We start from the raw sequence: 25068 nt of genomic DNA, 5'->3' as shown, positions 1-25068 counted from the left end.
CACCAAATACTATCCACGCTTGCGCTACTCGCTTCGCAGGATCTTTACCGGATTGCTGCGCGCCGCCGAAATGGATTGATAGCCCACGGTGATCAGCGCGATGAGCGTGATGAACACCACGGCAATCAGGTAGGGCATCACACCGATGTCGATGCGGTAGGCAAACTCGTTTAGCCATCGGTTAAAGAAGTAGTACGCCAACGGGCTGGCTACGATGAAGGAGATCAGAATCAGTACGAGGAATTCCTTGTACAACAAAACCACAAGCCCTGCCTCAGAAGCTCCCAACACTTTGCGCACACCGATCTCTTTCAACCGGCGCTCGGCGCTGAAGCTGGCCAACGCAAACAAGCCCAGGGAGGCCACAAAAATGGCAAGGCCACAAAAATATTTGAACACCAATGCAAGGTTCTCTTCCGCCACATAGGTTTTGGCCAGTCCTTCGTCGAGGAAATAAAAAGCAAAGGGCTTTTCGGTTTCGATCTCACCCCAGGCTTTCTTCACAGCCGCCAATGTGCTTTGATAGTCTCCAGGTTTTATTTTCACTGCCACATTGCCCTGCACCGGCGAAAAATTCATGACCAGCGGCCCCACCTTGTTGCGCAGCGGATCGAAATTAAAATCCTTCACCACACCGATCACCACACTATTTGGATTTCCTCCCACACCAAAGGACATCTTCCGGCCGATCGGATCGGACCAATTCAACGCCTTGGCCGCCGATTCGTTGATCACAAAGGCCTGCGTGCTGTCGGTGTTATGGTCGACATCAAAAAATCTGCCGTTCACTACTTCTATATCGAAGGTCTCCAGAAAATCGTATCCCACCGTCATTGTCGGCAGCATTTGCTCTTCTTCCTTGCCTTCTACAAACAGGGGCAGATAGGGCAACGTTTCCTGTCCGAGGTTATGCGAAACGTGTGTAACCGCGGCAATCGATTCCTGTTGCTTGAGTTTATTTTTGAAGGTTGCAAAGTCGCGCGCCAACGCCTGGCTGCTCGTGGGGATCATCATGATCTGATCCTTAGCAAAGCCAAGATCTTTGTTGCGCATGAAATCCAGTTGATTGGAGATCACCAACGTTCCAATCAACAGAATGAGCGACACGGTGAACTGACCGATCACCAACACCTTTCGCAGGTTGATCTTTTGATGCCCTGCCTTGTGCAAACCCTTTAATACTTTTACCGGCTGAAAGGCCGCCATGACCACTGCCGGATAAAGGCCTGCCAGCAACCCCGTGAACAAAATGATGGCGAGGATCACCAGGAGGTTGAACGGCCTGATCATTTCCATCGCATCCAACTGCACATTGGCGAGCGCATTAAAAACAGGCATCGACAAGCGCACCAACACCAGCGACACGACACCGGCCATCAACGCGATGAGCACCGACTCGCCCAAAAACTGGAAGATCAGGTTCTGCTTCTCCGCGCCCATCACTTTGCGCATGCCTACTTCCTTGCCCCGGTTCGAGAAACGCGCGATGGACAGGTTCATAAAATTGATACAGGCAATCAGCAACACCAGCACGGCAATGGACCCGAGTGTGTAGATATATTGAATATTGCCACTCACCGACATCTCCCCGCCGGTGAAATCAGAATACAAATGAATGTCTTTGATGCTCTGGAGGGTGAGCCGCGCATTGTTGTCCGTATAGCGCGGGGGATAATATTTTTTTACAAAGGCCGGAAGTTTCGACTCCAATGCCGCCGGCGAACTGCCCGGTTGAAGCACGACATAGCAGTAATACCATAAGCCAACATAGGCGTGATCTACCCGAAAACCAATGAACTGGTTGAGATACGGTTTGGCGTTGGCCAGGAAATCAAACTCAAGGTGTGTCTTTCCTTTTATCGGTTTGAGCACGCCGGTCACTTTCAACGTCACGGTATCCTGCAGTTGCAATAACTTGCCCATGGGATTGGTGTCGCCAAAATATTTTTTTGCCATGGCTTCGGTCAGTACCACCGAATTGTTGTTCTCGAAAGCTTTGGCGGCATTGCCGTATTGAAATTCAAAATCGAATACCGTAAAAAAGCTGGAGTCTACCAGGTAGAATTTCGTTTCTTCAAATTCGGCATCGCCATAGCGAACTTTGGGTACGGCGTTGCTCAGAAAGAACATGCGGTACATCGTCGTGGCATTCACGGCTTCCGGATAGTCCTGCACCATGTCGAACACAGCCGGGTAGTGTGCGGACGGATACACGTTGGAGGCACCGTTCACGTCCACGTGCGTATTGATGCGGTAGATGTTGTCGGCGTTGGCATACATCGTGTCAAACCCGGTCTCATGGTGGATGTATAACGCGATCAGGATAAAGCACGCCAACCCGATGGCTAAACCCGAAATGTTGATGAGGGTGTAGACTTTGTTTTTTACGAGGTTGCGAAAGCCGATCTTGATATAGTTGCGGAACATAGCAGTTGGTTTTGGTCGGTTATTCAGAGAAGTAAAATGCCACGGAAGATAACAATTTGAAACGTGTTTTTATGAGAAAGGCTTAAAACCGGGGTGACCAAAAATGCTACACACACCGCATACCCCGCCACGGGTGAGATATTTTTTCATGGCCTCCACATTGTTTCCTACCTTACCATCCCAATTCATCGCCCATGGTCCCGAACGAAATCCTCACCCTCATCCAGCGCATAAAATCCATCGCCGACGTCGGCCTGCTCTACGCCAAAGACGACTACGATCGCGAGCGCTATCGCGAACTGCAGGACATTACGCACCGCTTCCACCACCTTCTTTCCGGCACGGACCTGGAAACGCTCAAACAGTTCTACACCCCCGCCAAAGATTATCCCACGGCTAAAGTCGACATCCGCGGACTGTTGCTTTCGCCCGAAGGCAAGGTGTTGCTCGTCAAAGAAAGCGCCGATCAAAAATGGTCGCTGCCCGGCGGTTGGGCCGACATTGGTTACAGTCCCTCGGAAGTGATCGTAAAAGAATTCAAAGAAGAGACGGGTCTCGACGTTGTCGCGGAAAAACTGCTGGCCGTGTTTGATAAAAAAATGCATCCCCACCCGTCGCAGCCGTTCTATGTCTACAAGATCGCATTCCTCTGCCGCGCGCTTTCGACTGAATTGAAGAAGGGATTTGATGTGCTCGATGTACAATACTTCGACATCCATCAATTGCCCGAACTTTCGGGCGACCGGATTCTGCCTTCGCAGGTTGCTATCCTCTACAAAAAAGCCGTGGCCTTGAACAGCTTCCCATATTTCGATTAGGTATACTATGAAAGAACTTTTTCTATTCAGCGGCCTCGGTGCCGACAAGCGCGTTTTTGAATACCTGGACTTGAGCGCTTATAAAGTTAACCATGTGGATTGGATCGATCCATTACCGAACGAATCGATCGAACAATATGCCGAGAGGCTTTCGGGGAAGATTGGAAAAAACAATCCTGTTCTCGTGGGGGTCTCCTTTGGAGGCATGGTGGCCATCGAGATCGCCAAGCGAATGCCCGTTGAAAAGATCATCCTCATCTCCTCGGCAAAATCCAAGGAGGACATTCCGGCGCCGCGATTCCAATTCATGCGCAAACTCCAGTTACATCGATTTATTCCTACGAGACTTATAAAAAATCCCAACCGGATCGTGTTTTGGTTCTTCGGTGTTGAAAAGAAATGGGAAAAAGATTTGCTCCGCGCCATTATGCGCGACACAAACATTGTCTTCTTCCGATGGGCCATCGACCGGATCGTCAATTGGGGAAACGAAACCATATTGGACAACGCCATTCATATTCATGGCACGAAAGACAGGTTGATCCCGTTTACCACTGCGGATTATAAGATCGAGGGTGGCGGGCATTTGATGATCATTAACCGAGCGCAAGAAATTGATGAAATAATTAGAGTTTGCTGCTAAACCAAACAGGGCAACTTTCTCTTGACAGGCACAAACTATGTGTCAACGGGTTCCTAAACGAAATTTTACAGGCAGCATAAATCTAGATCGAACCGGTTTCCCGGATTGGACGCCAGGCATCCAAGGCGGAAAGCTTTTCACGACTCGAACAGCTTCTGCGTCCAGGGAAGGATACACGGATTTGACGACGGTCACGGAGTCTTTTTCTACGGTGCCATCGCTATTAATGATGAAGGAAACGAATACATCACCCTCTTTACCAATACTCCGGGCGTCGGATGGATAGCGCAAGCTTCGCCCAATAAATAACCCCATGGCCTGGAATCCCCCTTTAAATGAAGCCGGCACCTCATCGACATTCTTGGCGAGAAATGGAAGTTTGGGATATTCCTTCAGTGTGGCATATGGCGTGACATCCCATGTCCCCCAGTTTTTCATTCTAGTCAATTCTGGATAGATAAGCATTTGAGGGCCGTTCATCCGCTGCCCTCTCTTGTCTTCTGCATACATTTTTCCAGATGTAAATTTTCCATTTTTGAAGGTCTCCGTGCAATATAGGGTGGTATCTCCATTGTTCTTATCGATCAATTGATACGTCCAAGCACCGTTACGACGCCCTTCCACTAAAACACCTTCAATCGCAAGCGCCTTTTTCGGATCTACATCGTAGACCGTCTTCCACTTACCATTCCCATCAATGACCTTTGGAGCACCATTTTCATCGTAATAGTCTCGGATTGTCACCAAAATATTATCGAACTCCAACCGTTCCTTGATCTTCCCCGACTCGTAGTAATTCGTCCAAATTCCTTTTCGCAAATTATTTTGATAGATGCCTCTGGTTCTTAACTGGCCGCTTGGATAATAAAAATAGAATGTATCCTGTTTTACGTTCGCCTTAAAATTACCCTGCATCAAACGCTTTCCATTCTTATAGAATTCAGACACCTCACCATAATATTGATAGCGCAAAGTATCGACAATCCCCACTCGATAATAAACGTGGCGTTCTTTCGATGTGAGAGCCCAGGCGCTGTCGTAAAATGTAACCGCCCTCATTTGAGAACGGGCTTGATATGAAATGCTTACGAGAAAAAGAAGAAGTAAATACCGCATTGGCTTCACAGAACGGCCACAAAATCTCATGAGCAACTGGTTTTAAATTGGAGGCCGAAAGCTACTGTACTTTAATCACACAACCAATATCCTTCGCCCTAGCGCGTCTTCGCGGTGAAAATTAAACCGCAAAGACGCCAAGGCGCAGAGATTTATTTACCGGACCAATAGTCCAACACCGTTACTTTATCGAGGTGTGGCTTCAAAACTTCCACAAAGGCTTGATGATCGGGATGTACCAGGTAGGCATCGCGGTCTTTGTCGCTGGCGAAGGTCACCAGGAAGACATGGGTCAGGCCTTGGTTGAGGCCTTCGGGGCTGGAATTTTTGCCCCACTCAAAGTCCTTGATAAGTTTGATCTTTCCGGCGAGGGCGCGAAACGCGTCCTCTACTTTCTTTACATCCGCCGGGGCGGCATCGTCCTTGAATTTAAACATCACCACATGGCGCAACACCGGCGCGGTGGGTTTGACTTGGGCGGATGCCTGTGTGCTGGCCAACGTGGCGAGCAATGCAGTGGCGAAAAACATCATGGCTATTTTCTTCATCGTCGTTTGTATCAATATCCCCACTTCTTCATGATGGCAAGATCTTCTTTCACCGAGTCGAGTGGCGTCTTACCCTGGTAGGATTCCTGTTCAATAATGAAAAGCGTTGTGCCTCCCGACTTCCGGCCCAGGTCGATCACTTCTTTGGTGTTCACAATGCCCGCACCTAAGATCGTGCTCTCATATTTTTCATGACCACCACCCGTTGCTGCAATCTCATCCTTCACGTGCATGGACTCGAAACGGCCGGGATACTGGCGCACGATGTCAATAGCCTTTGCTCCGCCGTTGTACAGGTTGCCAATGTCCAACTGCTGCATCACCAACTTGGGATCGGTACTTTGGAGAATGACATCATACATGGTCTTGCCGTCCATCTTCACGCTAAACTCAAAGTCGTGGTTGTGATAACCGAACTTCATACCCGACTTCTGGCAGAGCTCACCCGATTTGTTGAACACATCCATAAAACGCTTTAGGTCGTCGGGAGAATTGCGAAGACCTTCTTCCAGCGATGGGCTGATCACATATTTTTGTCCCGCGGTGGCGGCGTCTTCCACGGTATACTTCCACGCGTCCGTAAAATCTTTTTTCGCGTCGTCCCAGTGTTTTTTACCCATCACGGTGTGGCCGCTGGGCATTTTAAGACCCAGGTCGTCGAGCACTTTCTTGAAGTCTTTTGCCGAATGTCCATAGAATTTGCGGTCTACGTAATTGGCATGTTCCACATACTTGTATCCAAAGGACGCCAGCTGTTTCAAGGTGCCGAGGGGATCGGCCTTCATTTGGTCGCGTATAGAATAAAGCTGAACGCCCGTCATTTCCACTTTGGCCTTGGCCAGCAGGGTTTGTGAGAGCAGCGAGGTACCGGCAAGGGCCAGTGCGCCTTTTTTAAGGAAATCTCTTCGTGAGGTTTGCATAGTAATATTTTGGGTTTTGATCGTTGTGAAAGATAAGTTTTTTCTTCTTACGAATAGCGAAAATAGGATGAGTGGCCGCAAAAGTTAAGACATAACGTCGCGGGGAGAAAGACCGCCCGTTAGGAAGGGTAAGGTGTTATTTTTTCACCGCAATAATAATCCCGGTCGACCACACCTGTTTCGTGAGAAACAAGTCCTGCCGTGCCTCCAGGGTGGCAATCAGCTTGGTCACTTTTTCATGATGCCCCTCCGGCCAATTCGGCTGTCGCAGCATATCGTCGATAATATAAAAACCACCCTTGTTCAACATGGCCAGTGTTTCATCCAGCATCAGGTATTTGCCATGCCACGTGTCTGCAAAAATAGAATCAAACCGCAGCCGGCTATTGGCGTCGAGCCACTCGCCGCCATCGGCCGTCACCAACGAAAGCCGTTTGTCGTCGCCCAAAAATTTCTCAGCAATCGCAATATACTTCGGATCATAGTCCACCGAAATGAGCGTGGCATGTTGATCCATGCCGTTCAATAACCAGGAAGTAGAAAGTCCCGTGCCCGTACCCATCTCCAGAAATTTTCCACCAGGCTTCGAAGCCGCCAGCGTACCCAAAAGCGAACCCGTCAGCAAATCAGAAGCCATCGTAAACCCGGATGCTTTGGTGGCTTCTTCAATTTGTGAATAAGCCTTCGGAAGAGGTTGCGAAAAAGATGTGTTCACACTAACGTACGTTTAGTTTGACAATAGGAAATGCCGCCAGTGAAGGTGCTGTTTCTGCCAACGATTTGCAAGGCCACCCAAAAAAAAATTCCACCCGCCAACATCCTTTGGTGCCAACTAACCGACACCCCACACCCCTTTGTTGGTGTCCCACCAACAAAGCATCGCAAGGGATCAACAATACAGATAACTCAATCAATTTTTAACCACCCTCGTCCTTGCTGATGTTCCTCACCAACAACCGACGCAAGGGATCAACGGCATGGATACATGCATCTCAATGCCACTCAATTCTTCGAATAATTAAACATCCAATTCATCCCAAACTTATCCGTAAGCTCCCCATACAAACTCCCCCAAAACGATTGATGCAACGGCGTCCTCACCTTTCCTCCAGTACTCAGCTTATCAAAAAAAGCATTGATCTCCTCATCACTACCGCAATTCAAACACAACGTCACAGCGTTGCCATTCACTAATCCAGCTCCCATCATGTCGGAGCCCATCAACACAATATTGTCATGCGTAAGCATGCCATGCAATATTTTAGCCCCCTCCTCCGAGGGCATCTGCGCCGCCATCGGCGATTCGGACACTTTCTGCAACAGGAGGTCACCTCCCAGACAATCGTGATAAAACGTCATCGCTTCACGGCACCGGCCGTTGAAGTTCAAGTAAGCATTGATCTGTGTTTTCATTGTAGTAGGTTTATCTTTGTAGCGCGTCATTTTTTTAAACTATAGCATAACGCTGAGTCTATCGTTCACGTGAGAAAGAAATTCCCGTTTGAACAATACAAACCTACAGCCCGAAAATTTTCCCTGTTTAGTGTGAAAGCGACAATTTGAAGGGCCTATTACGACACCAAGGTTTAGGCTGGATATTTATTGCAGATTTCGCCGAAGAAATGCCCGTACTTTCCCTGCATGGACTCAAGATTTTTTCAAAGCGAAAAAATTTACACGCACCGCTGCTCATCATAAAAAATGAACCTGGTCAAGCTCCTATCCCTGTCAAACTTTTTGGCCCGTCCGGGCTCCAGGACGAAATTTTAGTCAAAAAAAGCCTCCAAATAGTGTAAATACGACAATATAAAGGGTTGATTGCGACAACACGGCATTTTACCTTTGGCTAAGGATGAAGGATCATCCCCCAAAAAACATTAAATGTCAACCCCATGAAAAATGTATGGATCCTGGTTCCCGAAACCGCCGTTTCGGCCGCTATCGTAGACCCGCGCTACATGTTCACGGCCGTGAACGAGTTTATCAAAAGTTCCGGCCAACCGCCGCTCTTCAATGTGCAACTCGTGGGCCTCACCAAAGAAGTGAAGCTCAGCGACGGCCTCATCTCCATTCACACCGACGCCACACTCAAGACCGCCAAACAAGCCGACCTCATCATTGTGCCCGCCATCAGTGGGAACCTGGCCAACGCGATCAAACTGAACCAGGAATTCCTGCCGTGGATCGTACAACAATATAAAAACGGCGCCGAAGTGGCCAGCCTTTGTCTGGGCGCTTTCCTTCTGGCCTCCACGGGGCTACTGGATGGCAAGACATGCTCAACTCACTGGCTATACGTCAACGAGTTCCGCGATATGTTCCCCGAAGTAACCTTGGTCGACAACAAGATCATCACCGAACAAAACGGTCTCTATTCCAGTGGCGGCGCCAATTCCTACTGGAACCTCCTCCTCTACCTCGTTGAAAAATATACCAACCGCGAAATGGCCATCCTCGCCTCCAAGTTCTTTGTGCTCGACATCAGCCGCGATAGCCAATCGCCCTTCAGCATCTTCAAAGGTCAAAAGATCCACGACGACCCCGAGATCGTCAAGGTGCAGGAATTCATCGAAGGCCACGTGCCCGACAAGATCTCCATCGACCAGCTCTCCGAAGAATTTGGCATCGGCCGCAGGACCTTGGAGCGACGTTTCAAAAAAGCCACCAGCAACACCGTGGTGGAATATATTCAAAGGGTGAAGATCGAAGCCTCAAAAAAACAATTGGAGTCGGGAAGAAAAACGGTGAACGAGGTCATGTATGATGTGGGGTACACGGACTCGAAGGCGTTTCGCGATGTGTTTAAAAAAGTAGCGGGACTTTCGCCGGTGGATTATCGGAATAAATTTAATAGAGAGGTGGTTTTGCCGAGAACGTAATTAGGAGCCAGGAGCCAGAAGCCAGGAGCCAGGAGCCAGAATCCAAGAGTCAATCTAGGAGCCAGGATCTTAGGAGTCAGAATCCAGGGGCAGGAGTCAGCGCTCCGGGGGTTAGAAAAGTTGGGGGCGGTATTTCGGTAGTTCATTTTTATTGTCAATCAAAATTCAAAGTTATGAGCAGGACTATGAAAACCGGAATTAAAACTGCGGATGAATATTTGGACGGGCTTCCAGAGGACGTTCAGGTTACGTTGGAGAAACTTCGGCGGTCTATTCGGGCGGCAGCGCCGAAGGCGGAGGAGATCATTCGGTATGGGATTGTGGTGTTCCGGCAGGGGGATTGGCTTGTCGGGTTTGGGGCGTTTAAGAATCATTGTGGGTTTTATGTGATGAGTAATTCCGTTTTGAAGCGCTTTGAGAAGGAAGTGGCGGGATATGAAAAGGCCACGGGGACGATCCGTTTTCCGTTGGATAAAGCGCTTCCGGCTGCGTTAGTGAAAAGTATTGTGAAGGCCCGGATGGAGGAAAATGAGGCGGCGAGGGTTTTGAAGGAAGCGAAGGCCAGTGCGAAGAAACGGACCGCAAAAACTTCGGCGAGAAAGAAAGGCGCTAAGGCGCAAAAATAAAAAGTGAGTTGCCGGTGAATTAAGGTTGGTTTTTTGTAGCCAGCACGTAGGCCTCTTTGTAGTGCTTGATCAGGTTGGTCCAATCAAAGATCGAAGAATTGTTTTCTACGTTGTTTCGCTGCATGATCCGTTCGCGCATCGACTGCATCAGGAATCCGTACATCACATCCGTGAGTTGACCGGCCGACCAATCGAAGGTTCGCTTGCCGCGTTCGATCACAAACAATCCGTATTTTTCAGGGTCTTCAATGTGATGGAGAATATAATCACCAAAGCCGGAAAGGTCACTGGTCACGGAAGGTATTCCGCTGGCCATGCATTCCAGTGGCGTGTAGCCCCAGGGCTCATAGTAGCTAGGGAAAATTCCTAGGTGACATCCCCGCACAAACTGGTTGTAGTCCATTCCAAACAACGGACTGCTCACGTTGATGAAGTCGGGATGATAGACCACCTTCACCGGATCATCTGCATTGTTTAGTAATTTTTTTGCCTGAAGGGCCTGCAGCACTTCATCTTGCTCTTCGTTGATCAAACGGTGCGTGACCACGAGCGGGTTCTTTTTCGTTTTCCAGGCTTGCAGCGTGCGCCGGTAGCGGAGCTTCCAATATTCGTCCACAAAGGTGTTCAGATCGGGAAGGTGGTTATCGTCTTGCACGGTACTTTGATAGAACAACCGCTTGCCTACCTGCTGTTGGATGGCCGCAGTGGTCTGGAAAATTTCCTGCATCATGGCTTTCGATTGCAGCACTTCAGGGCGGATGTTGCTGAAGTCGCGCCGCGTAACAAAGAACATGACCACCGTGATGTCGGACTTCTCTTTTTTGAGACGCGCATTCAGGCGTTGCAATGCCTCGATGGTGAGATCGAAACCTTTGTTCTTGTATTCATATCGGCCCGATGTAAAAAAATAGAGCGTTTTGTCAAGATCGAAAGAATAGGATTGGAAGAAGTGGGCCATCACAAAACGATGGATCTCCTCCTTGTTCATGACGTGCTGGTTTTGAAATTCATGCAAGGCCTCGAAGCGCTCGATGTTCAGGCCGTTGGGCACTACCACCTCGGGTTTCCGGTGCAACAGGTGCCGGCATTCGCGGGCCGTGACCTCACTCACCGTGCTGAGCACATCGGCATGTTGCGCACAGCTCACTTCGATCTTGGTTTCCGTTTCGATGCCAAAGCGTTTGGCTTCTTCTTCCCATTTGAAGAACGGCAGGTGCGCATAGAACATCGGCGAGTTAATGGCCAGGTGGCGGCCCAACTGCGTGGCATGCGTGGTGAAGATCGTTTTGATGGGCATGCGCTCCTTCTTGATGTCGAGGATGGGCAGACCGGCCATCCATTCGTGAAAGTGCGCGATGATAGGATGTTCGGGGTCGACAAGTTTTACCAGCTCATCAAAAAAGAGCTTCACCAGATAGCCGAACAGGATCACCTGGTTGATCAACGTGTTATCAGCGGGTGTGCTGATGGCATGATTTTTCCACAACAAGTATTTCACCACGTTGAGCGATTTGTCCTGGACGGCATTGGGATTGAGCAACACCACGCGGGGCTTACCCGTCACCAGCCATTCGGCGTAGAGCACGTCGAACCCTTTTTTTCGGAGAATGGCGGCAGCTTGTCCAAACACGTCCTGCGAATCGTCGAGGGGCTCTAACTCTGCGTGAATATTTTTGTTTACATAAGGGCCGACCATACAATAAGGACCGTTGGCGTGCTTCACCATGGCAGGCGCCTTCGAGCGGATTACGGTGTAGATCCCTCCCACCTGATTGCAGACCTCCCACGACACTTCTGCGATACAGGCAGCGGGAAAATGGTTGGCTAATGTTGTAGAACGTTTTGACATTTTTAAGGTCAGTATGGCCGATTTGCCGCGATTAAAGCTATTAATTAAATGTCAAAATTTCCGAAAATAGCAGTATCATTTATATGGTTAGTATTTTGATAAGGAAACGCGGAGACCTACGATTATGAACTTCGAAAAATTTACGATAAAGTCCCAGGAGGCCCTGCAAAAGTCGGCAGAGATCGCTATGGCCAAACAGCAACAGGCCATCGAACCCGGGCACATTTTGAAAGCCATCCTGGAAACGGACGAAAACGTTTCCAATTATCTCTTTAAAAAACTGAACGTCAGCGAAACCATTCTGCAAAACAAGCTGGATGACCTATTGCATTCCTACCCCCATGTTCAGGGGCAGCAACCCTACTTGTCGTCGGCCAGCAACACGGTGTTGCAAAACGCTGAAAAGGAGCTGCGCGAGTTCAAAGATGAGTTTATTGCCGTGGAGCACTTGTTGCTCGCCTTGCTGGCGTCCAAAGACAAAGTTTCTTCCGTGCTGAAAGACGCCGGATTGGAGCGGTCCTCGCTGATCAAAGCCATCAAAGAACTTCGCGGTGGCACCAACGTGACCGATCAGAACGCGGAAGCAAAATATAAGTCGCTGGAGCGCTACTCCAAAAACCTGAACGACCTGGCAAAACAAGGCAAGATCGACCCGGTGATTGGCCGCGACGAAGAGATCCGCCGCGTGTTGCAGATCCTTTCCCGGCGCACAAAGAACAACCCCATCCTGCTGGGCGAGCCCGGCGTGGGCAAGACCGCCATCGTGGAGGGCATGGCGCAGCGCATCGTCGACGGCGACGTGCCCGAAAACCTGAAGAACAAGATCCTCGTGTCGCTCGACATGGGCTTGTTGGTCGCCGGCGCGAAATACAAAGGCGAGTTTGAAGAGCGACTCAAAGCGGTGATCAAGGAAGTGACCGATGCCAATGGGCAGATCATTTTGTTCATCGACGAGATCCACACCCTCATTGGTGCGGGTGGTGGCGAGGGCGCGATGGATGCAGCCAACCTGCTCAAACCCGCGCTGGCCCGCGGCGAGCTGCATGCGATCGGCGCAACGACATTAAAAGAGTATCAAAAATATATCGAAAAAGATAAGGCGCTCGAACGCCGTTTCCAATCGGTGATGGTGGACGAGCCTTCCGTGGAAGACTCCATCTCCATCCTGCGCGGGATCAAGGATAAATACGAGCTTCACCATGGTGTGCGCATCAAAGACGATGCCGTCATCGCTGCGGTGGAATTGTCCAGCCGCTACATCAGCGACCGCTTCCTCCCCGACAAGGCCATCGACTTGATGGACGAAGCCGCCTCGAAGCTGCGCCTGGAAATGGATTCGCTTCCCGAAGAACTCGACGAGCTCAATCGCAAGATCATGCAACTGGAGATCGAGCGCGAAGCCATCCGCCGTGAAAAAGACAAAGAAAAGGAGCACCTGCTGAGCAAGGAAATTGCCGAGCTGTCGGAAGAACGCAATTCGCTGAAAGCAAGATGGGAAAGCGAAAAGCAGGTCGTGCACGGCATCCAGAAGGAAAAAGAAAATATAGACAAGCTGAAATTCGAGGCCGAACAAGCCGAAAAAGCCGGCGACTATGGCAAGGTGGCCGAGATCCGCTATGGCAAGATCACGGAAGCCGAAAAGCGCCTGGTCGAAGCCGAAGCAAAGATGAAGGCCATGCAGGGCGAAAAAAACCTGCTGAAAGAAGAAGTCGACAGCGAAGACATTGCTGAGGTGGTGGCAAAATGGACGGGCATCCCCGTTTCCAAAATGCTGCAAAGCGAGCGCGAAAAGCTGTTGCACCTCGAGGATGAATTGAGCAAACGCGTGGCCGGCCAGGAAGAAGCCATCGCCGCGCTTAGCGACGCCGTGCGCAGAAGCCGCGCCGGGCTGCAAGATCCCAAGCGCCCCATCGGTTCGTTCATCTTTATGGGAACAACCGGCGTGGGCAAAACGGAATTGTCGAAGGCACTTGCCGACTATTTGTTCAACGACGACAGCGCCATGGTGCGCATCGACATGAGCGAATACCAGGAGCGCCACAGCGTGAGCCGTCTCATCGGCGCGCCTCCCGGCTACGTGGGATACGATGAAGGTGGACAACTGACGGAAGCCGTTCGCAGGAAGCCGTACTCGGTGATCTTGCTGGACGAAATTGAAAAAGCCCATCCCGACGTGTTCAACATCCTGCTGCAGGTCTTGGATGAAGGAAGGCTAACGGACAACAAAGGTCGCGTGGCCAACTTCAAAAACACGATCATCATCATGACCACCAACATCGGCTCGCAGCTGATCCAGGAAAACTTTGAAAAGATCACGCCCGAAAACTATTTCGACGTGTTGGAAGATACCAAAGACGAAGTGCTGGCGTTACTGCGGAAGTCTGTGCGCCCCGAGTTCGTGAACCGGATCGACGAGATCATCATGTTCCGGCCGCTCAGTCAAAAAGATATTCGCAAAATCGTCGATATCCAGGTGGGATTGATCGTCAAACGACTGGAAGAAGCAGGCGTGAAAATAGAGATCTCAGACAGCGCCCGCGACCGGCTGGCCAAGCTGGGCTTTGACCCGCAATTTGGGGCACGGCCGTTGAAGCGGGTCATGCAGCGCGAAATCCTGAATGAACTGTCCAAACAGATCCTGGCGGGCAAGGTTCAGAAAGATTCGGTCATTTTTATTGACCTAAAAAACGAAACAGATTTCGTTTTCGAGAACCTTGAGGCCGCTGAAGTTGTTAAGTAATTGGTTTAAGGATTGGTGATTCCCTTCCCGGCTTCGGTCGGGATGCGGATGTGTTGGTTGAGGGGTTTGGTTTGAAGCCCCGGGGTGGTTCCCGGGGTTTTTTCTTTTTTAGAAGATTCTTTGTGGATTTCAATCTTCCGCCATTTTTTCTAAAGGTGCACCCCAACAACGGCGTTATTTTCCTGCAGCCTTGGAGATCTCGTTCACAATGTTTTCGATCTTTTTGTTCAACGCGTTCAACTCGGGCAAATCAACCTGCAGGTCTTTGCCCTGCTCCAGGGCCTTGCTGATCATTTCGTAGGACTCAATCCGCAGCTCGCAATATTGCTTCAGCCGCCAGTTCTGTTGTTGGGCCGCGTCGGTAAGCTCTAACGCATTCATTTCGTCAATGACTCTCAGGCATTCCTTCCAATAGTAAATACCCCGGTTCCGCAGTTCGATGATCAATTCTTCTTTCGGGGTTTCGGCCGAACGCGTATACACCTCCAACGCCATCTCTTCATAGGAAGCAAAGGTCTTCATTTTGTCTTCGTAGCTCTGGAAGTCGCCCGGGGGAAGTTTGGAGATCGTAAATAAGGTGGCCACGATCACCACAACGGTCAGTCCGCCCGCCGTCATGAATTTCAAGGACTTCGATTCGATCTCGGTCAAGCTGGGATGAAAGGCATAGCCGATGAGCATTCCGCTGAGCAAGCCCCCGATGTGTGCGGCATTGTCGACACCGCCCTTGAGTCCATTTAGCAAATTGTATCCCACAAAGACCAGAATGCTGGTCAGAAAAACATTTCGCTCCGCCCGCTCGATGAGGTTTGTCGTCAGCATCGCCAGGAACACGCCGTACATCCCAAAGATAGCCCCCGACGCTCCGGCGCTAATGGTGAAAGGATGCCACCATACGCTGACCACGCTCGCGGCAATGCCCGTGAGCACGTAGGCTGTCAGGAACCGGGTTAAACCGATTCGCGGTTCCAGCAACATCCCGATGTATAGCAAGGCATACATATTCATCAGCAAGTGGATGATCCCGATATGAATAAAGCAGCAGGTGAACAATCGCCAGACTTCCCGGTCGGCGATCGCGGGCCTGAAGTTGGCACCCCAATTCAGCAGGCTTTGCCCGTCGGGAAGAAAAAAATTAACACCACTGGCCACCATGAGCACGAAAACAACCAGATTGATGTCGATGAGCAAGGGGGTAACAAAAAATCCGCGGGTCGGGATAAAGATCGAAAAGAAGTCCTTTACTTTTTCGTGCGCGGATTGGGGTGGCTGGTTTAACCGATCCTCCTCTGGAAATGACAACGCCGATTTCTTTTGTGCGATGTCTTCCGCCGTCAGTGCCACGCGCTGTTCGTCAAAGGTTGCCAGAAAGGCTTGAACGTTTCGCTTGTTTTTACCCAGGTCAAACAGTTCGCTGCCGGTGCTCCGGCTCTTCACCACCAACTTTCCCGGCTCCACTTTTACTGTCACCTCCTGACCCCACGAGGCCATCGACATCCTGCCGTAGGCTATGAACCCACTGGCACTGGTGTAGCCAACGTCCCACCCAAGCTTGCGGGCAGTTTCTATACCGATGATCAAGATGTCTTCTGTGGGAAGATTTTCATACGTCGCTTCCTGGACGTGTTTAGGGGAGATTCCAAAAGCCATATACTCAATAATGCGTAATCGACGGAGTTCCGTTGCAAAGGTTTTACGCCACAATCGATCACCTCCAACGTTAAGGCAAGCAAGATAATCAATTTTCGGTACCCTGTTCGCCCTGAAATCCCACCCTATCCGACATTCCATCGACCTGCCCTTTTCCGCTTCCTCGCCCTACCCTACCCATCGTTAAATAACGCTACTGCAATTTCATTTCAGTCTTGCACCCTATTCTTGGCAAAAAACTAAAATGCCATGCAAAGCAAGACATCGTCACTTTCCCCTCAAAAAATAACGCGCGGGCTGTCCCTGTCATTTTGTATGATCGTCGCGGTGGCCTTATGGAATCACTGCTCCAAAGACCATGACGAGATCATCCCGCTTAGCATCACTTCGCTATCACCTACAGAAGGACCGGTGGGCACTTTGGTCACGATCACCGGAACAGGCTTCAGCACGACCGCCACAGCCAACACCGTCACGTTCAATGGCGTGCCGGCAACCGTCACGCTGGCCACCGACAAACAATTGATCGCCTCGGTGCCGCCCTCGGCAACGACGGGCGTTGTGAAAGTTTCAACGGGAGGAAGAGAAGCTACCGGTCCGGTGTTCACGGTCACGCAGCTTTCATCGCTCACCGTCACGGGCATCAACCCTTCATCGGGCCTGACCGGCATAGACGTTACGCTCACAGGCACAGGATTCAGCACCACCATCACCATGAACTTCGTCAAGTTCAACGGTGCTATAGCCGTCGTTAAAAGTGCAACGGCCACGCAACTGGTCGTCACGGTGCCCAGCAATGCCACCACGGGGTCGGTAAGCGTTCAGGTGGGCAACAACATTGTCATCGGATTGATGTTCACTGTCCTGACACCCGCAGCGCCCACACTCACTAGCATTGCACCCATCTCCGGAAAAGCCGGCTCAACCGTCACGTTATCCGGCACCGGCTTCAGTACCACGCTGTCACAAAACGTAGTCAAGTTCAACGGCGTCGTAGCCACGGTCACGAATGCCACATCCACCGCCCTGACGGTGACCGTTCCTGCGGCAGCGACCAGCGGCGACGTCACCGTGATGATAAATGGAAAGACTTCCGCCGGTATTCATTTTGATGTTATCACACCCCTAGCGGTAACCTCCTACAATCCCGCCTCCGGAAATGTGGGAACATCGGTTATCATTACAGGCTCAGGGTTCGACAGCAACCCGTCGGTCGATATTGTAAAATTCAATGGCATCAACGCACCAGTCACGGAAGCCACGACGACAACGCTCAAAGTAACGGTACCCGGCGGGGCCACGACGGGAACCATAACGGTAGGTGTAGGCGCCGATATCGCGGAAGGACCGGTATTCACCGTTACGCCCTCTACCGTTGCGATCACGGTGTCCACCGTTCCGTTGGGTTCGGGTACGCTGAACTTGCCGAGAGGCATCGCATTCGACTTGAGTGGCCATCTGCTCATTGCAGATCAGGCAAATCACAAGATCATGAAACTCACCGCATCGGGACTTGCTTTTTTTGCAGGAAGTGGCGCCCGCTCTTTGACCGGCGCGGTGGACGGAACTTTTCTTACCGCGCAATTCAATTCACCATCCGGTATTTCCGTGGATGAAAATACAGGTGATGTCTACGTGGCCGACACCCAAAACAATGCTATCCGAAAAATAACAAACGGTCCACTCGTGATGGTGACAACGTGGGCGGGAAACACCAATGGACAAGGCGATATCAGCGATGGACAGGGCGCCGGACCTTACGGTACGGGAGCCGCAGGATTCTTTTACCCCACAGGCATTGTGAAGTCAAAAAACAGCGCCACTTGGTTTATCACCGACTATTGGTCACACATCATCCGCAAAATGGATGCCTTGGCCGAAGTCACCACCTTTGCCGGACTGGCGATTAACTCCGGCTTTTTGGATGGGAAGGGCAACGATGCAAGATTCTTCAATCCCGGAGGCATCGCCATCGATGAAACCGACAATGTCTACATTGGCGATTGCGTCAATGGCGCGATCCGAAAAATAGATGCCGCCGGCAACGTGACCACCCTGGCAAAAAATCTGGGACAGATTTTCGGATTGGTTTGGGATGGAAAAGGGAATCTTTACGCCACCGACTACACGAAGCATAAAATTTATAAGATCGATTCCTCTGGAACAGTCACCACCATCGCCGGCACCGGTGTAGCCGGCTATAATGACGGTAGCGGGTCCACGGCTCAATTCAATGCTCCTTTTGGACTCGCCATGGATGCCGATGGCAATTTGTTGGTCAGCGATGAGCGCAATAATCGCATCCGAAAAATCACCTTTCAATAAGGTCGACACAAGCCACAGGCTTGCTCCTATATATAAGGTCAATCCATTCGAGCTATCGGGCAAACCCCGATAGCTCGTTCGTTTTGCCTCTTTTCGACATTTTTTTAGAACCACATACGAAAAAATTCGTAAAATACTTTGAGATCATCTGGCGGATCACTAAGATTGTATTACGAACATATTCGTATTTATGAGTGCACTCACCCCAAAACCGACGGAAAAAGAGCTTGAAATCCTGCAAATCGTGTGGGAAAAGGAAGCTGTGTCCGTAAAAGACGTACACGAGGCCCTGGGCGGCGACGTGGCGAATGGCTACACCACCATCCTGAAACTGATGCAGATTATGCACGAAAAAGGATTGGTGACACGCCAAAAAAGTGGCAAGCTTCATCTTTATACTGCCGTGCCTTCTTTGGAAAACACGCGCCAGCAAATGCTCGACAAGATGATCAGTACCGTATTCCAAGGCTCGGCAGCCCAACTCGTGCTCAGCGCCCTGGGTTCTAACAAGTCTTCAAAAGAAGAACTGCAAGCGATCAAAAAATATCTGGAAAAATTGGAAGGGGGCGCATCATGAACACGCTTTTACATTTCTTCGATGGCGCCTGGGCGCAAGCCCTTGGGTTCACAGTGATACACTCCCTGTGGCAGGCCTTGCTGATCGGCATGCTGGTGGTGGGCGTCTTGCGTTGTGTGCCTTCACAACGGTCTGGCGTACGCTATGCCGTTGCTGGCTCGGGATTGTTGCTGATCTTTTTGGCTTCGGCCTCCACATTTCTATGGTTGTTGCCTTCCGGCGGATCGCAGATCCAGGATGGCACTATCGCTTTCACCGGTGTGATGGACCTTTCATCGGCCGCCTCGGAAACGCTCTCGCTTCGCCAACTGCTGACGCAAGCGTATGATTTTCTTCATGGCATCGTTCCCTTTGTGGTGTTGGCCTGGTCGCTAGGCACTGCCCTCTTTATACTTCGCCTTTTCGGCGGATGGTGGTACACGGCCAAACTGAAACAGCAGGCCGTGTTGCTGGAGGCACCCTGGACGGAACGCATGGAAACGCTGCTCCGCCAATTCCATATCGATCGCGTGGTCCGGCTCGCCGAGTCGGCCATGGTGCAGGCGCCGGTGGTCATCGGGTATGTCAAGCCCATCATCTTGTTGCCCGTGGGCATGTGCGCCGGTCTTTCCACGACACAGTTGGAAAGTATTCTCCTACACGAACTCATTCATATCCGCCGTCACGATTACCTCGTCAACCTCTTGCAGTCGGTCGTGGAAGCTTTGTTCTTTTTCAATCCTTTTGTGTGGATGATCTCGGGCATCCTGCGACAGGAACGCGAACATTGCTGCGACGACGCGGTCGTGCTTTATCAGGGAAATGCTCTGGCGTATGCGCATGCGCTGGCGACCCTGGAGGAAGTGCGACTCAGCAAGGCCGGTATCGCGCTTTCGCTGGCGGAAAATAAAAACCAATTGTTGAACCGAATCAAACGCATTATGGAAAAGTCTGTAAAAAATTATTCGCCCCGCGAGCGCATCATCCCGGTGTTGCTGCTGGTGGTGGGGTTGATGTGCGCATCATGGCTCACGGTGCAGTCGCGAAACGAAAACATCGCTTCAACCGACGGCAATGCGGAGGGCACCGTAAAAGTGGCCGCCGATACCACGAAGAAGAACAAGCATGAAAAGAACGTTGAGAGCAAAGACAAATCAGCCTCGTACGAAATGCGAAAGATCACCACCACCAACGACGATGGCAACCATGAAACGGTGATCGAAACCTACGACGGCGACGAAGACATGCGCGAAATTATGCATCGCGACATGGTCATGGATTTCAACAAAGATTTTGATTTCGATATCGACGTTCCCGAAATCCACATCGATCTGGGCGATTTTGACTTCGAGATACCGCCCATTCCTCCAATGCCCGATATGGCCGGCATTGAACCCATCGAGCCCATTGAGCCCGCCACTCCGGTTGAGCCGGTCGAGATTCATGTGCCCCCAGTCCACATCACCGTACGTCAAATTGATGCCATGGCCGAACGCTACGCGGAAATGCCAGCCCGTCACGCGGAGGTGTATCATCGACAGATCAAGCGTTATAACGAAAGGGCTCAGGAACAAGCCATGCTCCATGCCTTGCGGGCAAGTGAGATGGCGGAGAGAAACGCCGAAATAGTCGCTTTCCAAACCGATAAAGCCCGGGCTCACGAAGAGAACTGGAAGGGTTTCGAGGAAAAGATGAAGAAGTTCGAAAGCAACATGAAAGACTGGGAGGCCGTGAACGCCCCCAAACTGAAGGCCATAGAAGAAAAAATGAAAGTGATGGAGCAGAAAATGAAAGCCTTCCAGGACGACCTCCAACAACAACTCGTCAGCGATGGCTACCTGTCGAAGGGTGAGGAAATTCATAGCATGAACTGGACCGACGATGGCGACATCACTATCAACGGCACCAAGATCAAATCATCGGATGTTCAAAAGTATCGTGATCTTCATAACAAATATTTCAAGGAAGATCACACAAGAGAATAGTTTCACAAAAGGGTAAATAAAAAGGGAGCTTTGCGGCTCCCTTTTTTTTGGCGTTTTGAAATCAGATGCGTTCCACACCCAGTCCCGGTTTATCCGAGCACGACATGTAGCCGTCTTTCAAAATAAATCCTCCCTTCACGACATCGCGGGCCAGGTCGAGACTGCCGTCGAGATCGATGTACTTGGTGTTGGTGCAGGCAAAGGCGGTGTGCAAAGCGGCGGTGATGCTCACGATGCTTTCGTCGTTGCAACCCCAGAAGAGGTCCACGTCTTCGTGCAAAGCGATGTCCGCGATCTTGAGTGCCTGGCTTACGCCGCCACACTTCATCAGTTTGATGTTGAATATCTTTGCAGCCTTCGGTGGCTTTAACAGTTCGATGGCATCGGCGGGCGTGATCAGCGATTCATCGGCGGCTACTTTTTCGCGCACTTCCGGGGGCAGGCTTTTCATTTCGGAGATGGCCTTTGCGGGAAGGGGTTGTTCGATCAGTTCCACATCCAGGTCGTAGGTGCGTCCGTAGAATTGAATGGTTTGTTCTACCGTGTAGCCTTGGTTGGCGTCGATGCGGATAATAATGTTGGGGCCGAATTTTTCACGCAGCTTCATAATGCGTTCCACGTCTTCCATGAGATCGCGGCCCAACTTTACTTTCAACACCCGGAATCCACGCTTGATATAATCTTCCGCTTCCTTCAGTGTCTCCTCCACGTTCTTGATGCCGATGGTGTTTGAAGTAGGAAGTTTTTTGATCTTCTGTCCTAAGAATTTAACGAGGGGAACATCCAGGAATTTCGTGAACACGTCGTGCAGCGCAATGTCCAGGGCGGCGCGCGCCGAAGGATTTTCGGGAAAGCGCTTCCACACGTCGAACGTCAGTTGGTTGAATTCGCGAATGTCGCGGCCGATGAGGAATTCGAGGTTCTTTTCTTGAAGCGCATCCAGGCATTCTTCCAGGGTTTCTCCTACCACGTATTCGCTGGGGTTGCCGGCACCAATGCCCGTGAGGCCATTGTCGAGTGTTATCTCTACAAAGGCGTTCCTTACTTCATCGACGGTTTTGAAAGCGATGGTGTAGGGCTTGGTGTTGCCCAGGTCGACGCTCCATACTTTAATGTCCTTTATTTTCATTTGAATGTTCCCTGCTTAGCAGCTTCGGTTTAGGTTGGTTATTGAGTCTATGCTATTCCGTATCGGTGTTCGCCGGATCGCCGGACGGCTAAAATGATTTATGCGTGTGCCACGCTCTTTTTGATCATCGCTTCAAAAATGGGAACGAGACTATCCAGCCCATCTTCCAAAGGCAACACCGCGGGTATGCCCAGTTCGCTTTCGTATTGCGCAGCAGCAGCCCGGGCGTCTTGTTCGGTCATCTTCGCCGTGTTGAGCGTGATCGCCACGGTGGGTGCACCGTAAATTTTTATGAGGGCCACTTCATCCTTCACAGCAGGCAAATAGGCCGGGTAGTATTCCATGTCTTTGTACTGCTTGCGCGCAGGATTATGCTGCAGCACGACCGCGTCCGCATCGGCGGAAACGATCCACTCCGCACCGGCAGGGCCACTGGGGTTGCGCAGGGCCGATTGACCTTCGATGAAAATAATATCGGGCTTGGCTTCGTGATAGCACGTCACCACGGCGTGCTCCATTTCGCCGGAAATGAAATCGTTGAGGGTCGAGTCGAACACAAACCCATATTTCGCGCCTTGCATCCAGCCGGTTTGACCGGTGTAGATCATTTCGGCTTTGAAGCCGGCCTTGCGCATGACCTCTACGAGGAAGCGCGTAGTGGTGCGTTTGCCGAGGGCACAATCCGTTCCCAGCACAGCGATCTTGGGACATTTTACTTCCTTGATTTTGCCGGTCCAGAAATGAAGGTCTTTGAATTTTTTTGGCTTACGCACGTCGATGATCTCCAATCCTTTTTGCTGGGCCAGGGCGGCCAGTTCGGGAATGTCCGACACATACTCATGGAGGCCGTTCACCAGGTGAAAGCCATGCTGCAAAGCGTCTTTCAATTCGGCCCGGAGCGACTCGGGGATCACGCCGCCTTTGGTCGCCACGCCCACGATGCAATAGGTGGCTTTTTGTCCTGACTTCAGAAAGTCTTCCAGGGTAGCATAGATGGGAATGTTGCGCTTCTTGCCATCCAGCACTTCACCGGCGTCTTTGCCAGCACTTTTTGAGTCGATAAACCCCACAATGTTGAAGCGATCTGTGCCGCGGATCAAGCCATGTGCGGTTTTGGCATTGCTGCTGGCGAGGTATCCCCCCGTGATGACGATTGCGTTACTTTTCTCCATGCGGTATATTTTGAAGGTCGAAAATTTCGACTAATAAACTGAGTTTTCAAAAGAAGGCGTCGCTCAAAATAATGCCCGATCAACAGCATGAGGCCCGATTTTTGAGTAAATTTGGTTAAACCTCAAAGGCCATGAAAACCGTTCTATCCCTGGTTGTTTTCACCCTCCTGTATTGTCAAGCCAACAGCCAGTCCATTGTGGGCAAATGGCAGCTGGTCAAGCAAAGCAACTGCGTGGAAGAGGATTTGCCGCCCCAGGACGCTGAAACCGCGGCCCTGGTGGAGGACATGAAAGGCATGGCCGGGTCGATGCCCCAGGTGATCGAATTCAAAGACAACAATACCGGCCAGGAAAGCACCAAGATCGTGAGCCATAAAAAGGCCTATAACTCCAAGTCTTTTCTTTATAAATACAGCGGCGAAGGCCTCTACATCCTCGACAAAAAATCGCACACCATCATCGAGGGTTTTTCCGTGGAAAAGATCGATGCCGACTCCCTGATCATCACCAACAGCTCCCGGGTGTGTGAAACGAAGGTCTTTGTGAAGATTAAATGACGCCGTACCCCTGCCGCTCACCCTTTTTCAAGCCTGAAAAGTTCTCTTCTTTCCCTACCTTTGCCCCATGGTAGAGACCGCAAAGCGCGATATCCGGAAGCTGAAGCTCGATGAGTTGAAGGAATTCTTTGTGCAGCACGGGGAAAAGCCCTTTCGGGCCCAACAGGTGTATGAATGGCTCTGGAACAAATCGGCCAAGGATTTCGACCAGATGAGCAACCTGTCCATCGGCCTGCGCGACATGCTGAAGTCGCACTTTACCATCAATCACATCAAAGTAGACCACATGCAGCGCAGCGCCGACGGCACCATAAAGAACGCCGTGACGCTGTTCGACGGCATGGTGGTGGAATCGGTGCTCATCCCGACCGAAAAGCGCATCACGGCCTGTGTTTCCTCCCAGGTGGGCTGCAGCCTGGCCTGCAAGTTTTGTGCTACGGCTCGCTTGAAACGCCAACGCAACCTCAGCCCCGACGAGATCTACGACCAGGTGGTGGCCATCCGCGAGCAAGCCGAGTTGTTCTTCAACCGCCCCCTCACCAACATCGTGTTCATGGGCATGGGCGAACCGCTTTTGAACTACGCCAATGTGATGACGGCCATCGACAAGATCACGGCCCAAAAGGGATTGAACATGGCCTCCAAGCGCATCACGGTATCGACGGTGGGCATCGCCAAAATGATCATCAAAATGGCCGACGACAAGGTGAAGTTCAACCTCGCCGTATCGCTACACGCCGCGCTGGACAAAACCCGCTCGTCCATCATGCCCATCAACGACACCAATCCGCTGGAAGAGCTGGGCGATGCATTGCGCTATTGGTATGACAAGACCAAGCGCAAAGTGACCTATGAGTACGTGGTCTGGAAAGGCATTAACGACACCGAAGAGCATGCGCGCGCGCTGCTGAAATTCTGTAAGATCATCCCTTCGAAAGTAAACCTCATCGAATATAACCCCATCGATGACGGTGAATTTCAACAGGCCTCCGAGGAGGCCCTGAATATGTATATGGACCTGTTGGAACGGAACGGCATCACTACCCGCATCCGTAAAAGCCGCGGCAAAGACATCGATGCCGCGTGTGGCCAACTGGCCAATAAAACTTAATTTGCCCCCCGTGCATC

20 protein-coding genes are annotated in these 25068 nt (G+C 51.0%); 10 read left to right on the top strand and 10 right to left on the bottom strand.

The window, feature by feature from the left end; genetic code table 11:
* Positions 1-24: 24 nt before the first annotated feature.
* The gene (locus D4L85_RS12610) at positions 25-2427 is read right to left on the bottom strand and encodes an ABC transporter permease (RefSeq protein ID WP_119754639.1); all 2403 of its coding nucleotides are present in this window, start codon (positions 2425-2427) and stop codon (positions 25-27) included.
* 194 nt (positions 2428-2621) lie between these two features.
* Between D4L85_RS12610 and D4L85_RS12605 the strand changes: the two genes are divergently transcribed.
* Both D4L85_RS12605 and D4L85_RS12600 read left to right on the top strand, forming a co-directional pair.
* Positions 2622-3245 carry an NUDIX hydrolase gene (locus tag D4L85_RS12605; RefSeq protein WP_119754638.1) on the top strand — a complete coding sequence of 208 codons (624 nt, stop codon included), beginning with the start codon at positions 2622-2624 and terminating at the stop codon, positions 3243-3245.
* A 7-nt stretch (positions 3246-3252) separates the two neighbouring features.
* A complete protein-coding gene (locus D4L85_RS12600; protein ID WP_119754637.1) occupies positions 3253-3888 on the top strand; it encodes an alpha/beta hydrolase in 636 nt (211 codons plus the stop codon).
* Between the two features lie 42 nt (positions 3889-3930).
* Here the strand turns inward: D4L85_RS12600 and D4L85_RS12595 are convergent, their stop codons facing one another.
* The 5 genes from D4L85_RS12595 to D4L85_RS12575 form a co-directional block, all read right to left on the bottom strand.
* Complete coding sequence (locus D4L85_RS12595; RefSeq protein ID WP_119754636.1) at positions 3931-5034, bottom strand: energy transducer TonB; 1104 nt, start codon at positions 5032-5034, stop codon at positions 3931-3933.
* 122 nt (positions 5035-5156) lie between these two features.
* Positions 5157-5552 carry a Dabb family protein gene (locus D4L85_RS12590; protein ID WP_119754635.1) on the bottom strand — a complete coding sequence of 132 codons (396 nt, stop codon included), beginning with the start codon at positions 5550-5552 and terminating at the stop codon, positions 5157-5159.
* An 11-nt stretch (positions 5553-5563) separates the two neighbouring features.
* Positions 5564-6472 (bottom strand): sugar phosphate isomerase/epimerase family protein, encoded by a 909-nt coding sequence (locus D4L85_RS12585; RefSeq protein WP_119754634.1) that lies wholly within the window; start codon positions 6470-6472, stop codon positions 5564-5566.
* Positions 6473-6608: 136 nt separating this feature from the next.
* Entirely contained in the window at positions 6609-7187 is a 579-nt protein-coding gene (locus D4L85_RS12580) for an O-methyltransferase (protein WP_228450870.1), read from the bottom strand.
* 287 nt (positions 7188-7474) lie between these two features.
* Complete coding sequence (locus tag D4L85_RS12575; RefSeq protein WP_119758761.1) at positions 7475-7885, bottom strand: VOC family protein; 411 nt, start codon at positions 7883-7885, stop codon at positions 7475-7477.
* Positions 7886-8364: 479 nt separating this feature from the next.
* Between D4L85_RS12575 and D4L85_RS12565 the strand changes: the two genes are divergently transcribed.
* Positions 8365-9351, top strand: a complete 987-nt coding sequence (locus D4L85_RS12565; protein WP_119754632.1) for a GlxA family transcriptional regulator — start codon at positions 8365-8367, stop codon at positions 9349-9351.
* Between the two features lie 185 nt (positions 9352-9536).
* Positions 9537-9977, top strand: a complete 441-nt coding sequence (locus D4L85_RS12560; RefSeq protein ID WP_119758760.1) for an iron chaperone — start codon at positions 9537-9539, stop codon at positions 9975-9977.
* 19 nt (positions 9978-9996) lie between these two features.
* Here the strand turns inward: D4L85_RS12560 and D4L85_RS12555 are convergent, their stop codons facing one another.
* Positions 9997-11826 carry a glycosyltransferase gene (locus D4L85_RS12555; protein WP_119754631.1) on the bottom strand — a complete coding sequence of 610 codons (1830 nt, stop codon included), beginning with the start codon at positions 11824-11826 and terminating at the stop codon, positions 9997-9999.
* A 124-nt stretch (positions 11827-11950) separates the two neighbouring features.
* Between D4L85_RS12555 and clpB the strand changes: the two genes are divergently transcribed.
* Complete coding sequence (gene clpB, locus D4L85_RS12550; RefSeq protein WP_119754629.1) at positions 11951-14566, top strand: ATP-dependent chaperone ClpB; 2616 nt, start codon at positions 11951-11953, stop codon at positions 14564-14566.
* Positions 14567-14740: 174 nt separating this feature from the next.
* On the opposite strand, the gene D4L85_RS12545 is transcribed toward clpB, so the two are convergent.
* Positions 14741-16216: a rhomboid family intramembrane serine protease gene (locus D4L85_RS12545; protein ID WP_160143692.1), complete on the bottom strand. Its 1476-nt coding sequence runs from the start codon at positions 16214-16216 to the stop codon at positions 14741-14743.
* Between the two features lie 249 nt (positions 16217-16465).
* Between D4L85_RS12545 and D4L85_RS12540 the strand changes: the two genes are divergently transcribed.
* The 3 genes from D4L85_RS12540 to D4L85_RS12530 all read left to right on the top strand — a co-directional run bounded on the left by D4L85_RS12540 (position 16466) and on the right by D4L85_RS12530 (position 21082).
* A complete protein-coding gene (locus D4L85_RS12540; protein WP_119754627.1) occupies positions 16466-18541 on the top strand; it encodes an IPT/TIG domain-containing protein in 2076 nt (691 codons plus the stop codon).
* A 190-nt stretch (positions 18542-18731) separates the two neighbouring features.
* On the top strand, positions 18732-19118 hold the full coding sequence (locus D4L85_RS12535) for a BlaI/MecI/CopY family transcriptional regulator (protein ID WP_119754626.1): 387 nt from the start codon (positions 18732-18734) through the stop codon (positions 19116-19118).
* On the top strand, positions 19115-21082 hold the full coding sequence (locus D4L85_RS12530; protein ID WP_119754625.1) for a M56 family metallopeptidase: 1968 nt from the start codon (positions 19115-19117) through the stop codon (positions 21080-21082). Before D4L85_RS12535 ends, D4L85_RS12530 begins: the two co-directional genes overlap by 4 nt.
* Before the next feature lie 61 nt (positions 21083-21143).
* On the opposite strand, the gene D4L85_RS12525 is transcribed toward D4L85_RS12530, so the two are convergent.
* Both D4L85_RS12525 and D4L85_RS12520 read right to left on the bottom strand, forming a co-directional pair.
* Positions 21144-22211, bottom strand: coding sequence for a mandelate racemase/muconate lactonizing enzyme family protein (locus tag D4L85_RS12525; protein ID WP_119754624.1), 1068 nt, complete (start codon positions 22209-22211; stop codon positions 21144-21146).
* 98 nt (positions 22212-22309) lie between these two features.
* Positions 22310-23383: an N-acetyltransferase DgcN family protein gene (locus tag D4L85_RS12520; protein ID WP_119754623.1), complete on the bottom strand. Its 1074-nt coding sequence runs from the start codon at positions 23381-23383 to the stop codon at positions 22310-22312.
* Positions 23384-23514: 131 nt separating this feature from the next.
* On the opposite strand from D4L85_RS12520, the gene D4L85_RS12515 reads away from it, so the two are divergent.
* Positions 23515-23940: a hypothetical protein gene (locus tag D4L85_RS12515; RefSeq protein WP_119754621.1), complete on the top strand. Its 426-nt coding sequence runs from the start codon at positions 23515-23517 to the stop codon at positions 23938-23940.
* 67 nt (positions 23941-24007) lie between these two features.
* The gene (gene rlmN, locus D4L85_RS12510) at positions 24008-25051 is read left to right on the top strand and encodes a dual-specificity RNA methyltransferase RlmN (RefSeq protein ID WP_119754620.1); all 1044 of its coding nucleotides are present in this window, start codon (positions 24008-24010) and stop codon (positions 25049-25051) included.
* Positions 25052-25068: the final 17 nt, after the last annotated feature.

Source organism: Chryseolinea soli (assembly GCF_003589925.1).
GTDB lineage: Bacteria > Bacteroidota > Bacteroidia > Cytophagales > Cyclobacteriaceae > Chryseolinea > Chryseolinea soli.
Note: the sequence above shows the minus strand (reverse complement) of the source record. Positions and strands in the feature narration are given on the sequence as shown.